Source organism: Variovorax davisae (assembly GCF_030316845.1).
GTDB classification, from domain to species: Bacteria; Pseudomonadota; Gammaproteobacteria; order Burkholderiales; family Burkholderiaceae_C; genus Variovorax; species Variovorax davisae.
Genome location: NZ_JASZYS010000009.1, coordinates 128,775 through 141,856, shown reverse-complemented (window position 1 = coordinate 141,856; position 13,082 = coordinate 128,775). Strand labels below are relative to the sequence as shown.

Here is a 13,082-nt window from a genome sequence, read left to right as displayed (position 1 = left end):
CTCCGGGGTCATCGACCCGCGCGGGCCGCACGGCGACCATTCATCCACCCCGCGCTGTTGCGGGTCGTGAATCGAAAGGAACCGCCATGAACACCGCCGCCATCGATGCCACCCGCGTGGCCGAGCACTACATCGCCGTCTGGAACGAGACCGATGCCGAGCGCCGCCTGAAGCTGCTCGAAACCCATTGGACCGAGGACGCGCGCTATGTCGATCCGCTGGCGCAGGCCAGCGGCCGCCCGCAGATCAGCGCGCTGGTCGGCGGCGTGCAGGAGCGCTTTCCCGGCTTTCGCTTCGCGCTCAAGGGCCAGCCCGACGCGCACGGCGACCGGCTGCGCTTCTCGTGGACCCTGGGGCCGAGCGGCGCCGAGGACCTGATAGCGGGCACCGACTTCGCGCAGCTCGACGCCGGCCGGCTGCAATCGGTCACCGGCTTCCTGGACAAGGTGCCGGTCGGCGCCTGATCCGCGGCGGGGCGGGTGCGGGCCATCGGCACAATGCCGGCATGGCGAAAGCACCTGCAACCGCATCCCCCCGCTTCGGCGACGCGCTCGGCCACGGCATGAGCGACAAGCGCATCGAGATCCTGCGCGGCATCGGCCGCAGCGGCAGCATTTCGCAGGCCGCGCGCGACGCCGGCGTCAGCTACAAGGCCGCCTGGCAGGCGGTCGCGACCCTGACCAACCTGGCCGGCGTTCCCCTGGTGGCGAGCGCCGTCGGCGGTGCCGGCGGTGGCGGCGCCACCTTGACGGCGCATGGCGCGCAACTGCTCGAACTCGCGCAGGCGCTGGACCTGGCGCGGCGCGCAGTGCAGACGGGCGCCGAAGCGGCAGGAGGGGCGGGCGCCGGCACGGCGGTGGCGCGGCTCGCGATCCGCACCAGCATGCGCAACCAGCTGCCGGCCACCGTCGAGGCGGTCGAGTCGACCGGCCGGCTGGTGCGGGTGCGCCTGGCGCTGGGCGGCAGCCAGCGCATCGCCGCCCGCATCACGCGGGAGAGCGCGGAGCTGCTCGGGCTGGCCGAAGGCATGCAGGCGATCGCGCTGTGCAAGGCGACCGCCGTGCGGGTCGAGCGGGCCTCGGCCGAGGGCCGCCCCAAAGGCAATCACGTGGTGGGCGTGGTCGCCGGCGTGGCGCGGGGCGACGATGGCGACGAGATCTCGGTGGCACTCGAAGGCGGCCTGCAACTGGTGGGCTTCGCGCCCAGCGGCACGGCGCTGCGCGGGCGCCAGCGCGTGCTGGCCGCGGTCGACGAGGCGGCCGTGGTGGTGGCGCTGCCCGGTTGACCGGGTTCTCAGGCCGCCGTGCCGAGCCGGTCGAGTTCCTGCCGGATCGACGCCGCGCTGTCCGGTCGAACCAGCCGGCCGACCTCCTGGCCGTCGCGCAGGAAGACCAGCGTCGGCCACAGCTTGACCTTGAACGAGCGGCCCAGCGCGCGACCGCTGCCGTCTTCGATCTTCAGGTGGCGCAGCGCGGGTGCCGCGGCCAGCGATTCGGCCAGCAGCGGCTGCGCCGCCTTGCAGAAGCCGCACCAGTCGGTGCCGAACTCGACCAGCGTGGGGCCGGGCAGCGCGTCGACCTCTTCGCGCGAAGGCGCGAGCGTTGAATAGCTTGAACTCATCCGGCGATTCTGCGCGAGCCGCAAGAAACCCGCTCGCGGCCGCCGCCGGGGGCGCTCAGCTGAGCAGCCGGCCGTTGGAGCTGATCACGGCGACATCCACGAACTGGTTGCCTTCGCGGTTGCCGCGGCCGTAGTTGATCTTCACGCCGCCGAGGTCGTAGGCCTCGATGTGCTCCAGCGCGGCGATCAGGCCGGCGCGCGTCGGCGACGGACCGGCGCGGCGCAGGCCCTCGCCCAGGACGCAGGCGTCCATGTAGCCCTCCAGGCTCGGCAGCGAGAACTCCTTGACGCCACTGGCCAGCATGTCGGCCTGGTAGCGGCGCACGATCTCGAACTTGGTCGCGAAGGGCGAGGGCACGACGATCGCGAAGCCCAGGCCATGGGCCAGGTCGCCCATCGCGCCGAGCGCGCTGGCCGTGATCGACAGGCCGTAGGCACTGCTCTTGCCGCCGGCCTTGCGCAGGGCGCGAACGAAGGCCGGCGCGGTCCCGGCCAGGCCGATGATGACGATCTGCGGCTCGGCCGCAGCGATCTTGGCGGCGGCGGCGTCGACCTCCATGCTGGTCGTGCTCGGCGTGCTGGCGACCACCGCGGGCTCGAGCTTGGCCTTGGCGAGCGCGGCCTTGAAACCCGCCAGCAGCGACTGGCCCAGCGGGTCTTCCGAATAGACGATGCCGATGCGCGACTGGCCCAGCACGGAGGCGGTGGCGATCAGGCGGTCGAGTTCCTGGTCGTAGTTGGCGCGCACCCAGAAGGTGTTGGGCGCCGCCTTCTTGCGCAGCGAGACCGTGCCGGTGTTCGGGCCGACCACGGCCATGCCGGGCACGGCATCGCTGATCTCGGCGGTCTGCCGCGTGCCCAGCGGGTGCACCATGGCCAGCACCGAGCTGTCGGCGGCGAAGGCGAGGGCGTTGGACTTGGCGATGTCCGGCTTGAACTGGTCGTCGGCCATCACCAGCTCGACCTTCGTGCCGTTGATGCCGCCGGCCCGGTTCAGGGCGTTGAAGTAGGCCGACGATCCCACGAACAGGGCGATGCCGTTGGCCTTCTCGACGCTGCTGTTGTCGAACGAGGCGCCGATGCGCAGGGTCCGGGCCTGGGCGAACACCGGCAGTCCGAAGCCGGCCGCGGCTGCAAGGCCGGCGGCGCCGGCGATGCGGGTGATGACCTGGCGCCGGGTGGGTTTCGACGGCAGGGAAAAGCTATTGGCCTCAGGCTCACGCATGGTCAACGTCCAATCAGGCCGCCGGATTCGGCGCGCGGGTTTTAACAGACGCTGACAATAGCAACAATTTGTAAAACTGTCACTAGGGCGATGCCGGGCGTGGGTCCGTCAGCGACCCCGGCCGAGCTTTCTGTAGACGGTGGCGCGGCTGATGCCCAGTGCCCGCGCGGCCTCCGCCACGTTGCCGCGGGCGTCGTCGACGGCCTTGCGGATCAGGGCCGACTCGACGTCGCGCAGCCGCGGCGCAGGGGCGCCGGCGACCGCGCCCGGCCGGGGCTGCCGCGCCAGCCGCGGCCGGGCCTGGACCCGCAGGCCCGACCACAGCGGCACCTCGAGCACGGCGTCGCCGCGCCGGGCGGCATCGAACAGCATTTGCGGCGGCAGCGCGAAGAGGTCGTTGCAATGGAGCGACGGTCGCCCGCCGAGCGGCTGGTGCAGCATCTGGCGCGCGGCGGCGTTGGCCCCGCTGATGCTGCCGTCGGCGTCGACGCACAGCAGGCCTTCGGTGTCGGTGCCGGCGACGCTGCCCGGCCAGCCGATCTGCAGCAGCAGCTCGCAGGGGTGGCCTTGCACCAGCGCGTTCTCGATGCTGCGGGCCGATGAAGCCGCCAGATGGCGCAGTTCGGGCCGCTCGACCACCTGGACCCCGGTCAGGTCGAGCATCCCGATGCATTCGCCCCGCGGGCCGAACAGCGGCGCGCCGGCGCAGCTGTAGATGCTGGTGTCGTCGAAGAAATGCTCGCCGCGATGCAGCCAGACCGCGGCCTGTTCGGCCAGCGCCGCACCGATCGCCGTGGTGCCGACGGCGCGCTCCGACAGGTCGACGCCGACGCGCGCGATGTCGCGCGCATGGCGCGCGGCCGGGTCGCTGCCTGCGGGCAGGGCACCGACGTCGACCACGATGCCGTCGGCGTCGGTCAGGATGGCGAAATAGCGGGTGTCGGCGATTGCCCGTGACAGGCGGTCGAGCACCGGTCGCGCCGCCGCCACGAGCGCGCGGTTGCGCTCGGCCACCCGCCGCGCCTGCTCGGCCGACACCGGATCGAAGCTCACGTGCTGCCGCGGGCGGTGCCCGGCGGCCAGGCAGCGCTGCCAGGAGCGCACCAGCCAGGGTTCGACGGGCGCCGCCAATGCATCGGCCGGGCGCTCGCCGTCGATCCAGGCGCGGCGCGCCTGGGCGATCGACAGGGCGCGCTCGGGCGGCGGCGAAGCGAAAGAGGGCGTCATCGTGTGGGCATCGGGCCTGAGCGGCGCCTGTTCGGGACTCGCCGAAGGGCGAGCTGTTTCATTTTGAGAATTTCAAGGACAACGCGCAAGCGCCTAGGGTTTTGCCTAGGATCGTGCCTTGGCCGGCCGTCCAAGATCATGCGGCCGAAGTTCAGCCATCACCTACAACGGAGACAGCCACATGCAGGTTCCTTTCACGGTCAACGGCCGCGAGGTCACGGTCGACGCCCCCCCGAACACCTTCCTTGTGCAAGCGATTCGCGAGCATCTCCACCTGACCGGAACGCATGTGGGCTGCGACACCGCGCAGTGCGGCGCCTGCACCGTCCACGTCAACGGCCGCGCGGTCAAGTCGTGCAACGTGCTGGTTGCGCAGGTGGCCGGCGCCGAGATCACCACCATCGAGGGCATCGCCCAACCCGACGGCACCATGCACCCGATGCAGGCCGCCTTCAAGGAGTGCCACGGCCTGCAATGCGGCTTCTGCACGCCGGGCATGGTGATGAGCGCCATCGACCTGTGCACCCACCATCCGAAGTCGAGCGAGACCGAGATCCGCGAGCTGCTCGACGGCAACCTGTGCCGCTGCACCGGCTACCAGAACATCGTCAAGGCGGTCCAGATGGGCGGCGAGGCGATGGCCGCCGCGCCCGCCAAAGCCACGGCCACGGCCTGAGGAGCACGACATGGGCGCACCCGACTTCGCAGGCCTCCCGCACATCGGCGAGGCTCTCAAGCGCAAGGAAGACTACCGCTTCCTGACTGGCGCCGGCCAGTACACCGACGACATCGACCTGGCCAACCAGGCCCACTGCATCTTCGTGCGCTCGCCGCACGCGCATGCCACGATCAAGTCCGTCGACATTGGCGCCGCATCCAAGATGCCCGGCGTGGTCGGCATCTTCAGCGGCAAGGACGTCGAGGGAAAGATGGGCGGGCTGCCCTGCGGCTGGCTGATCAACAACCCCGACGGCACCCCGATGAAGGAGCCGATGCACCCGATCCTGGCGATCAAGAAGGTGCGCTATGTCGGCGACCATGTCGCGATGGTGGTGGCCGAGACCGTCGAGCAGGCGAAGAACGCGGCCGAGGCGGTGGTGGTCGACTACGACGTGCACCCGGCGCTGGTCGGCGTGGCCGATGCCGCGAAGAAGCAGAGCGGCGTCACGATCCATGACGAGGCGCCCGACAACCAGTGCTACAAGTGGGCGATCGGCGACAAGGCCGGCGTCGATGCCGCGTTCGTGAATGCGGCGCACGTCACCAAGCTCGACCTGGTCAACAACCGGCTGATCCCGAATCCGATGGAGCCGCGTGTCGCCATCGGAAGCTACAGCCGGGCCAACGAAGAGTACGTGCTCTACGTGTCGAACCAGAACCCGCACGTCGAGCGGCTGCTGATGACCGCCTTCGTGCTCGGCCTGCCCGAGCACAAGGTGCGCGTGATCGCGCCCGACGTCGGCGGCGGCTTCGGCTCCAAGATCTACCTCTATGCCGAGGATGTCTGCCTCACCTGGGCCTCGAAGCAGCTCAACCGCAGCATCAAGTGGACCGGCGAGCGCTCCGAGTGCTTCCTGTCCGACGCCCATGGGCGCGACCACGTGAGCCACGCCGAGATGGCGATGGACGCCCAGGGCAAGTTCCTGGCGCTGCGGGTGCACACCGACGCCAACCTCGGCGCCTACCTGTCGACCTTCTCGACCGCGGTGCCGACCATCCTCTACGCGACCCTGCTCGCGGGGCAGTACACGACGCCGCAGATCTACGTCGAGGTCGACGCCTGGTTCACCAACACCGCGCCGGTCGACGCCTACCGCGGCGCCGGCCGGCCCGAGGCCACCTACCTGCTCGAGCGCCTGGTGTCGCGCTGTGCCTGGGAGATGAACCTGGGCCAGGACGAGATCCGCAAGCGCAATTTCATCACCACCTTCCCCTACCAGACGCCGGTGGCGCTGCAGTACGACACGGGCGACTTCCACGCCTGCATGGACAAGTCGAAGCAGCTGGCCGACGTCGCCGGCTTCGCGGCCCGCAAGTCGGCCAGCGAGGCGCAGGGCAAGCTGCGCGGCATGGGCTACTCGAGCTACATCGAGGCCTGCGGCATCGCGCCGTCGAACATCGCGGGGGCGCTCGGCGCCCGCGCCGGCTTGTTCGAGTGCGGCGAGATCCGGGTCCATCCGACCGGCAGCGTGACCGTGTTCACCGGCTCGCACAGCCACGGCCAGGGCCACGAGACCACCTTCGCGCAGGTGGTGGCGGCGCGCCTGGGCATCGCGGTCGAGGCGGTGGACGTGGTGCACGGGGACACCGGGCGCGTGCCCTTCGGCATGGGCACCTACGGCTCGCGCTCGATCTCGGTCGGCGGCGCGGCGATCATGAAGGCGCTCGACAAGATCGAGGCCAAGGCCAAGAAGATCGCGGCCCACCTCATGGAGGCCAGCGACGCCGACATCGAGTTCGCCAACGGCGAGTTCACGGTCAAGGGCACCGACAAGAAGATCCCCTTCGGCCAGGTGGCGCTGACGGCCTACGTGCCGCACAACTACCCGCTCGACAAGCTCGAGCCCGGCCTCAACGAGACCGCCTTCTACGACCCGACCAACTTCACCTTCCCTGGCGGCACCTACATCTGCGAGGTCGAGATCGACAAGCAGACCGGCGAGGTCAAGGTCGACCGCTTCACCGCGGTCGACGACTTCGGCACCATCATCAACCCGATGATCGTCGAGGGCCAGGTGCACGGCGGGCTGGTGCAGGGCATCGGCCAGGCGCTGATGGAGAACTGCGTCTACGACAGCGAGGGCCAGCTGCTCACCGGCAGCTTCATGGACTACGCGATGCCGCGCGCCGAAGACTTCCCGATGTTCAAGCTCGACACCGTCTGCACGCCCTGCACCCACAACCCGCTGGGCACCAAGGGCTGCGGCGAGGCCGGCGCCATCGGCTCGCCGCCGGCGGTGATCAACGCCGTGCTCGACGCGCTGGCGCCGCTGGGCGTCAAGGACTTCGACATGCCGGCGTCGCCGCATCGCGTCTGGGAGGCCATGCGAAAGGGCAGCACCAGCGCCACCCAGCAGCCGCAGCAGCCGTCCCTGGCCGCGAGCACCCAAGGCCGTCCGGCTCCCTGAACAGCGAAGGAAAAAACACCATGTACGCCTTCACCCTCGAACGTCCCGCCACCCTGGCCGACGCGGTCAAGCTGGCCGCTGCGGGCGCCAAGCCGCTGGCCGGCGGCCAGACCCTGCTGGCTTCCATGAAGCTGCGCCTCTCGGCCCCGGAGCAACTGGCCGACCTGAGCGGCGTCAAGGAGCTCACCGGGATCAGCAAGTCCGCAGACACCCTCGTGATCGGTGCCATGTCGCGCCATCTCGATGTGGCCAACAACGCCGAGGTCAAGGCCGCCTACTCGGCGCTGGCCGACCTCGCCTCGCGCATCGGCGACCGGCAGGTCCGGGCCATGGGTACGCTCGGCGGCTCGGTCGCCAACAACGACCCCGCGGCCTGCTACCCGAGCGCGGTGCTCGGTTCGGGCGCCACCGTCATCACCAGCCAGCGCGAGATCGCGGCCGACGACTTCTTCCAGGGGCTCTTCACGACGGCCCTCGAAGACGGCGAGCTGATCAAGGCGATCCGCTTCCCGATCCCGCAGCGGGCCGCCTACGTCAAGCTGCGCCAGAAGGCGTCGAACTTTCCGCTGGTCGGCGTGTTCCTCGCGCAGTACCCGAGTGGCGTGCGGGTGGCGGTCACCGGCGCGGGCAATGGCGTGTTCCGCCACCAGGGCCTCGAGGACGCGCTGAACAAGGCTTTCACGGCGGAGTCCGCCGCCGGCGTCAAGATCGATGCCTCCGACCTCAACAGCGACCTGCATGCCTCGGCCGACTACCGGGCGAACCTGATCTCGGTGCTGACCCAGCGCGCCGTGACACAGGCCCTGGGCTAAGCTCTTTCGATGACCGAATCGACGCCTGCCGCGACCTCGCCTTTTTCCTCCATCGATGCGGTCGTGCAGGCGCTGCAGGGCGTCGGCTACTACGCCGATCGACGGCTGGCGACCGCGGTGTTCCTGGCCCTCAAGCTGCAGCGTCCGCTGCTGCTCGAGGGCGAGCCCGGGGTCGGCAAGACCGAGCTGGCGAAGGCCCTGTCGGCGGCGCTCGGGCGCGAACTCCTGCGCCTGCAGTGCTACGACGGGCTCGAGCAGCGCGAGGCGCTCTACGAGTGGAACTACGCGGCCCAGCTGCTCCACATGCGGGCCGCCGAGGCCCAGGGCGCATCGAGCGACATCGAGTCCGAGGTCTACCAGCCGCGCTACCTGATCCGCCGGCCGCTGCTGCAGGCGCTGCAGGCCGCGCCGCCGGGCGCGGTGCTGCTGATCGACGAGGTCGACCGCGCCGACGAGCCCTTCGAGGCCTTCCTGCTCGAATACCTCGGCGAATACCAGGTCAGCATCCCCGAACTGGGCACGGTGCGGGCGCTGGTGCCGCCGGTCACCCTGCTCACCAGCAACCGCACGCGCGAACTCAACGACGCGGTCAAGCGGCGCTGCCTCTATCACTGGCTCGACTATCCGGAGCGCGAACGCGAGCTGGCGATCGTGCGGGCCCAGGTGCCCGAGGCCGGCCGCGTGCTGTCGGAGCAGGTCGCGGCCTTCGTCGGCCGGCTGCGCTCGGCCCCGTTCGCCAGCGCCTTCCAGCGGGCGCCGGGCATCGCCGAGAGCGTCGAGTGGGCCAAGGCCCTGATCGCGCTCGACACGGTCGAGCTCGACCCCGAGGTGGTGGCCGACACCGCCGGCATCCTGTTCAAGCAGCGCGACGACGTCGCCGCGCTGACGCGCGAGCTGGCCTCCGACCTGCTCAAGTCCGAGGAGGAGGCCGCGTCTTGACCGCGCGCGTGCAGCAGCTCGGCGATGCCCGCCGCGGCAAGCTGGCCGGCAATCTCGCGGGCTTCGGCCGGGCGCTGCGGCGCGCCGGCGTGCGCACCGACGCCATGCGCATCGGGCTGGCGGCCGAGGCCGCGATGCTGGTGGGCGTCGACAGCCGCGGCGACCTGGCGTCCGCGATGGAGGCCGTGATGATCAGCCGCGAGGAAGACCGGGGGGTGTTCCGCGAGTTGTTCGACGCCTGGTTCCGCGACCCCGAGCTGGCCAACAAGCTGCTGGCCCAGATGCTGCCGAGCGCCGAAGGCAAGGCCGAGCCGTCGAAGCGTCGGCCGCGCGTGCGCGAGGCGCTGGCGGCACCGCGCGATGCGGTCAAGCCGGCGCAGACCGAGCGCGAGATCGACTTCGATGCCGCGATGACCGCCAGCGACCGGCAGCGGGTCCACCATGCCGATTTCAACGCGCTCGGCGCCGCCGAGTACCGGCTGGTCGAGCGGCTGGCGCGCGACATCGCGCTGCCGGTGCCGACCCTGCCTTCGCGCCGTCTGCGCGTGGCCGGCGACGGCGGCGTGCATTCGCGCATGCACTGGCCCGGCGTGCTGCACGAGGCGGCGCGCACCGGCGGCGAAATGCTGCGGCTGCCGAAGCTCTCGCGCCGCCGCCAGCCGCTGCCGCTGCTGGTGCTGATCGACGTCTCGGGTTCGATGGAGCGCTACGCCCGCCTGCTGCTGGCTTTCCTGCATGCGTCGACCCGGCGCGCGGGGCGGCGCGACGTGTTCGCCTTCGGCACCCACCTGACCGACCTGACGCCGACCTTCCGCATCGCCGACACCGATGCGATGCTGGCCGCGGCCGGCGCCGCCATCGACGATTTCGCCGGCGGCACCCGCCTGGGCGATTCGCTGGCCCAGCTGCGCCACGCGCACGCGCGGCGCCTCACCGGACGCCGCACACTGGTGCTGGTGATCAGCGACGGCCTCGACACCGGCGAGCCCGAGGCGCTGGAGCGCGAACTGCTGTGGCTCAAGCGGCATTCGCGGCGCGTGCTGTGGCTCAACCCGCTGCTGCGCTACGAGGGCTACGCTCCCCTTGCGCGCGGTGCGGCCATGTTGCACCGCCATGCAGACGCGATGCTCGCGGTCCACAATCTCAGCGCCCTCGAACAACTGGCGGCCAGCCTCGCGGCGCTGATGCGCGCAGGCCGGTAGCGGCCCGTCCCCCCACCAAGACAACAAGGAATCCACCATGGAAATGCTCGGCAACCGCCGTCTCGGCGTCACGCAGCAACAGGCCTGGGATGCGCTCAACGATCCCGAGACCCTGAAGAAATGCATCCCGGGCTGCGACCGGTTCGAGCTCACCGGCGAGAACGAGTATTCGGTCGGGCTGGCGCTCAAGATCGGGCCGGTGTCGGCCAAGTTCAGCGGCAAGGTCACGCTGGCCGACATCCTGGCGCCCGACAGCTACAGGCTGTCCTTCGAAGGCCAGGGCGGCGTCGCCGGATTCGCCAAGGGCGCGTCGAGCGTGTCGCTCAAGCCGGTGGTCGACGGCGGCGAAGGCTGCGAACTCGACTACACCGTGCAGGCCCAGGTCGGCGGCAAGATCGCGCAGATGGGCCAACGCCTGATCGACGGCGCCGCCAAGTCCACCGCCGACGATTTCTTCAAGCGCTTCGATGCCGAGATGCAGAGCCGCTACGGGCCGCCGCCCGAGGCGGCGGACGAAGCGCCGGCGGAGAAGGTCGGCGCCGTGGCCGGCTTCATGCAGAAGCTCGGCATCGGCAAGAAGGCCGACACCGACAACAAGGACCCCGGCTGAGCCATGGAAAACCTGGACGTCATGGTGCTGCGCACCCTGCGCGACTGGCGGCTGGCGGGCCGCCGTGCGCTGCTGTCGACCGTGGTCCGCACCTGGGGATCGTCGCCGCGCCCGGTCGGCTCGATCATGGCGCTGGCCGAGGACGGCGCGGTGGTCGGCTCGGTCTCGGGCGGCTGCATCGAGGACGACCTGATCGCCCGCTACAGCCGCGCCCACGGCGACGGCGTCATGCCGACGGGTGCGCCGGCGCTGGTCAAGTACGGCATCACGGCCGACGAGGCGCATCGCTTCGGGCTGCCCTGCGGCGGCACGCTGGAGCTGCTGCTCGAATACGACCCCGACGCCGAATCCTTGAAGACGCTGGTGGCGGCGCTCGAGCAGGGGCGGCTGATGCAGCGCACGGTGCGGCTGGCGGATGGCGCGGTCGCGCTGGCCGAGGCGACCTCGCCGGCCGAACTGCTGGTCGACGACACCGAGCTGGTGAACACCTTCGGCCCTGAATACCGCATGCTGCTGATCGGTGCCGGCCAGCTCGCCGAATACCTGGCGACGATGGCCAAGTTCAGCGGCTTCGCGGTGACGCTGTGCGACCCGCGCACCGAATACCACACGGCCTGGACCCTGCCCGGCGTCGCCATCACCACCGAGATGCCCGACGATGCCGTGACCGCGTTCAAGCCCGATCGCCGGACCTGCGTGGTGGCGCTCACGCACGACCCCAAGCTCGACGACCTGGCGCTGCTCGAGGCGCTGCAGAGCGAGGCCTTCTATGTCGGCGCGATCGGATCGCGGCGCAATGCCGAGGCGCGGCGCGAGCGCATGATCGAGCACTTCGAGCAGACCGCGCAATCGCTGGCGCGCCTGCGCGGCCCGATCGGCATCTACATCGGCAGCAAGACGCCGCCCGAGATCGCGGTCAGCGTGATGGCGGAGATCCTGGCGGTCAAGAACGCGGTGGCCTTGCCGCGCGAAGCGGCGGTGGCGGTGGCCAAGGCGGCCGTGGGCTGATTTCGCGTCAGCGCTTGCGCGGGCCCAGCAGTTCCGCCAGGAAGCTGGTGTTGCGGCCCATCGCGCGCTGCATCTGGCGCGACTCGCGGGCTTCGGTGCGGGCCATCGAGAAGGCGAAGAAGCCGGCCACCAGCACGAAGCAGAGGCCGGCGGCGATCAGGACGCCGGTCAGCGAGGCCGCCCACCAGGCGATGGCGAGCACGGCGACATTGAGGATCAGGATGAGGGCGCGCATGGCGGTCAGGCTAACAGAGCCGGACAGTGTGCGGCGTGAAATAGTGCACGGGCACCGCCTTAAGATGAAAGCACCATGCCAGCCATTGCGCCCCTAGTGATTGCCGCCGCGCCGCGCGCCTGCTGGATCGAAGCGCCCGGTCGGGCCGCGATCCGGACCGAGCCGGTGGCCGCGCCCGGCGCCGGCGAAGTCGAGGTCCGGACGCTGCACAGCGCGGTCAGCCGCGGCACCGAAACGCTGGTGTTCCGCGGCCAGGTGCCGGCCAGCGAATTCGAGCGCATGCGCGCACCGTTCCAGTCGGGAGACTTCCCCGCACCGGTCAAGTACGGCTATGCCAGCGTCGGCATCGTCGAGCAGGGCCCCGAAGGATGGCCGGGCCGGCTCGTCTTCTGTCTGCATCCGCACCAGACGCGCTACGTGGTGCCGCTCGACGCGGTGCACCCGCTGCCCGACGGCCTGCCGCCCGGGCGCGCGGTGCTGGCCGCCAACATGGAGACCGCCGTCAATGCACTCTGGGATGCGGCGCCGCGGGTCGGGGACCGCGTCACGGTGGTGGGCGGCGGGGTCGTCGGCCTGCTGGTCGCCTGGCTGGCGGCACAGATGGCGGGCTGCGAGGTCGAACTGGTCGACGTGCGGGCCTCGCGCCGCGCCGTGGCCGAGCGGCTCGGCTTTGCCTTCTCGCTGCCGCAGGACGCCCGGCCCGAGGCCGACCTGGTGCTGCATGCCAGCGGCCAGCCCGAGGGCCTGGCCACGGCGCTGGCGCTGGCGGCCTTCGAGGCCCGCGTGATCGAGCTCAGCTGGTACGGGCAGCGGCTGGTGTCGCTGCCGCTGGGCGAGGCCTTCCATGCGCGCCGGCTGGTGCTCAAGAGCTCCCAGGTCGGCCACGTGGCAGCGGCGCAGCGCAGCCGCTGGCCGCACCGGCGGCGGCTGGCGCTGGCCTTGTCGCTGCTGCGCGATCCGGTGCTCGACCTGCTGGTGACCGACGTCGCGCCCTTCGACCAGCTGCCCGAGGTGCTGGCGCGCCTCGCCACCGGTGCGCCGGACACCCTGTGCCAGCGCATCGACTACGACTGAAA

General features: G+C 70.8%; 14 protein-coding genes. 10 read left to right on the top strand and 4 right to left on the bottom strand.

The genetic code is table 11. The annotated features are described in order from the left end of the window. Nucleotides 1–86: 86 nt before the first annotated feature. Nucleotides 87–464, top strand: a complete 378-nt coding sequence (locus QTI33_RS21140; RefSeq protein WP_286508233.1) for a nuclear transport factor 2 family protein — start codon at nt 87–89, stop codon at nt 462–464. 41 nt (nt 465–505) lie between these two features. Beyond that, nucleotides 506–1,285, top strand: a complete 780-nt coding sequence (locus QTI33_RS21135) for a TOBE-like domain-containing protein (RefSeq protein WP_286508232.1) — start codon at nt 506–508, stop codon at nt 1,283–1,285. An 8-nt stretch (nt 1,286–1,293) separates the two neighbouring features. On the opposite strand, the gene QTI33_RS21130 is transcribed toward QTI33_RS21135, so the two are convergent. The 3 genes from QTI33_RS21130 to QTI33_RS21120 all read right to left on the bottom strand — a co-directional run bounded on the left by QTI33_RS21130 (nt 1,294) and on the right by QTI33_RS21120 (nt 4,072). Next, entirely contained in the window at nt 1,294–1,620 is a 327-nt protein-coding gene (locus tag QTI33_RS21130) for a thioredoxin family protein (RefSeq protein ID WP_286508231.1), read from the bottom strand. Between the two features lie 55 nt (nt 1,621–1,675). Further along, entirely contained in the window at nt 1,676–2,845 is a 1,170-nt protein-coding gene (locus QTI33_RS21125; RefSeq protein WP_286508230.1) for an ABC transporter substrate-binding protein, read from the bottom strand. A 108-nt stretch (nt 2,846–2,953) separates the two neighbouring features. Beyond that, the gene (locus tag QTI33_RS21120; protein WP_286508229.1) at nt 2,954–4,072 is read right to left on the bottom strand and encodes a helix-turn-helix domain-containing protein; all 1,119 of its coding nucleotides are present in this window, start codon (nt 4,070–4,072) and stop codon (nt 2,954–2,956) included. A gap of 181 nt (nt 4,073–4,253) precedes the next feature. Here QTI33_RS21120 and QTI33_RS21115 point away from each other — a divergent pair, with 181 nt between their 5' ends. Genes QTI33_RS21115 through QTI33_RS21085 form a run of 7 tightly spaced genes read left to right on the top strand, consistent with a single transcriptional unit; the run spans nt 4,254 to nt 11,771 of the window. Beyond that, nucleotides 4,254–4,748: a (2Fe-2S)-binding protein gene (locus QTI33_RS21115; protein WP_286508228.1), complete on the top strand. Its 495-nt coding sequence runs from the start codon at nt 4,254–4,256 to the stop codon at nt 4,746–4,748. A gap of 10 nt (nt 4,749–4,758) precedes the next feature. Next, nucleotides 4,759–7,200 carry a xanthine dehydrogenase family protein molybdopterin-binding subunit gene (locus QTI33_RS21110; protein WP_286508227.1) on the top strand — a complete coding sequence of 814 codons (2,442 nt, stop codon included), beginning with the start codon at nt 4,759–4,761 and terminating at the stop codon, nt 7,198–7,200. A gap of 20 nt (nt 7,201–7,220) precedes the next feature. Continuing rightward, nucleotides 7,221–8,012, top strand: coding sequence for an FAD binding domain-containing protein (locus QTI33_RS21105; protein WP_286508226.1), 792 nt, complete (start codon nt 7,221–7,223; stop codon nt 8,010–8,012). A 9-nt stretch (nt 8,013–8,021) separates the two neighbouring features. Next, nucleotides 8,022–8,951 carry an AAA family ATPase gene (locus QTI33_RS21100; protein WP_286508225.1) on the top strand — a complete coding sequence of 310 codons (930 nt, stop codon included), beginning with the start codon at nt 8,022–8,024 and terminating at the stop codon, nt 8,949–8,951. Then, on the top strand, nt 8,948–10,153 hold the full coding sequence (locus QTI33_RS21095) for a vWA domain-containing protein (RefSeq protein WP_286508224.1): 1,206 nt from the start codon (nt 8,948–8,950) through the stop codon (nt 10,151–10,153). The genes QTI33_RS21100 and QTI33_RS21095 overlap by 4 nt, the downstream gene beginning before the upstream one ends. Nucleotides 10,154–10,190: 37 nt before the next feature. Continuing rightward, on the top strand, nt 10,191–10,763 hold the full coding sequence (locus QTI33_RS21090) for an SRPBCC family protein (protein ID WP_286508223.1): 573 nt from the start codon (nt 10,191–10,193) through the stop codon (nt 10,761–10,763). 3 nt (nt 10,764–10,766) lie between these two features. Continuing rightward, nucleotides 10,767–11,771, top strand: a complete 1,005-nt coding sequence (locus QTI33_RS21085; RefSeq protein ID WP_286508222.1) for an XdhC family protein — start codon at nt 10,767–10,769, stop codon at nt 11,769–11,771. 7 nt (nt 11,772–11,778) lie between these two features. Here the strand turns inward: QTI33_RS21085 and QTI33_RS21080 are convergent, their stop codons facing one another. After that, nucleotides 11,779–12,006 (bottom strand): hypothetical protein, encoded by a 228-nt coding sequence (locus QTI33_RS21080; RefSeq protein ID WP_286508221.1) that lies wholly within the window; start codon nt 12,004–12,006, stop codon nt 11,779–11,781. A 75-nt stretch (nt 12,007–12,081) separates the two neighbouring features. Here QTI33_RS21080 and QTI33_RS21075 point away from each other — a divergent pair, with 75 nt between their 5' ends. After that, entirely contained in the window at nt 12,082–13,080 is a 999-nt protein-coding gene (locus QTI33_RS21075; RefSeq protein ID WP_286508220.1) for a zinc-dependent alcohol dehydrogenase, read from the top strand. The last annotated feature ends 2 nt before the right edge of the window (nt 13,081–13,082 follow it).

Bases quoted from the DNA above. Each gene is read 5' to 3' on its own strand.
- QTI33_RS21075 (WP_286508220.1), top strand. From the start codon at position 12,082: ATGCCAGCCATTGCGCCCCTAGTGATTGCCGCCGCGCCGCGCGCCTGC.
- QTI33_RS21130 (WP_286508231.1), bottom strand. From the start codon at position 1,620: ATGAGTTCAAGCTATTCAACGCTCGCGCCTTCGCGCGAAGAGGTCGAC.
- QTI33_RS21085 (WP_286508222.1), top strand. From the start codon at position 10,767: ATGGAAAACCTGGACGTCATGGTGCTGCGCACCCTGCGCGACTGGCGG.
- QTI33_RS21100 (WP_286508225.1), top strand. From the start codon at position 8,022: ATGACCGAATCGACGCCTGCCGCGACCTCGCCTTTTTCCTCCATCGAT.
- QTI33_RS21115 (WP_286508228.1), top strand. From the start codon at position 4,254: ATGCAGGTTCCTTTCACGGTCAACGGCCGCGAGGTCACGGTCGACGCC.
- QTI33_RS21140 (WP_286508233.1), top strand. From the start codon at position 87: ATGAACACCGCCGCCATCGATGCCACCCGCGTGGCCGAGCACTACATC.
- QTI33_RS21120 (WP_286508229.1), bottom strand. From the start codon at position 4,072: ATGACGCCCTCTTTCGCTTCGCCGCCGCCCGAGCGCGCCCTGTCGATC.
- QTI33_RS21110 (WP_286508227.1), top strand. From the start codon at position 4,759: ATGGGCGCACCCGACTTCGCAGGCCTCCCGCACATCGGCGAGGCTCTC.
- QTI33_RS21125 (WP_286508230.1), bottom strand. From the start codon at position 2,845: ATGCGTGAGCCTGAGGCCAATAGCTTTTCCCTGCCGTCGAAACCCACC.
- QTI33_RS21135 (WP_286508232.1), top strand. From the start codon at position 506: ATGGCGAAAGCACCTGCAACCGCATCCCCCCGCTTCGGCGACGCGCTC.
- QTI33_RS21080 (WP_286508221.1), bottom strand. From the start codon at position 12,006: ATGCGCGCCCTCATCCTGATCCTCAATGTCGCCGTGCTCGCCATCGCC.
- QTI33_RS21090 (WP_286508223.1), top strand. From the start codon at position 10,191: ATGGAAATGCTCGGCAACCGCCGTCTCGGCGTCACGCAGCAACAGGCC.
- QTI33_RS21105 (WP_286508226.1), top strand. From the start codon at position 7,221: ATGTACGCCTTCACCCTCGAACGTCCCGCCACCCTGGCCGACGCGGTC.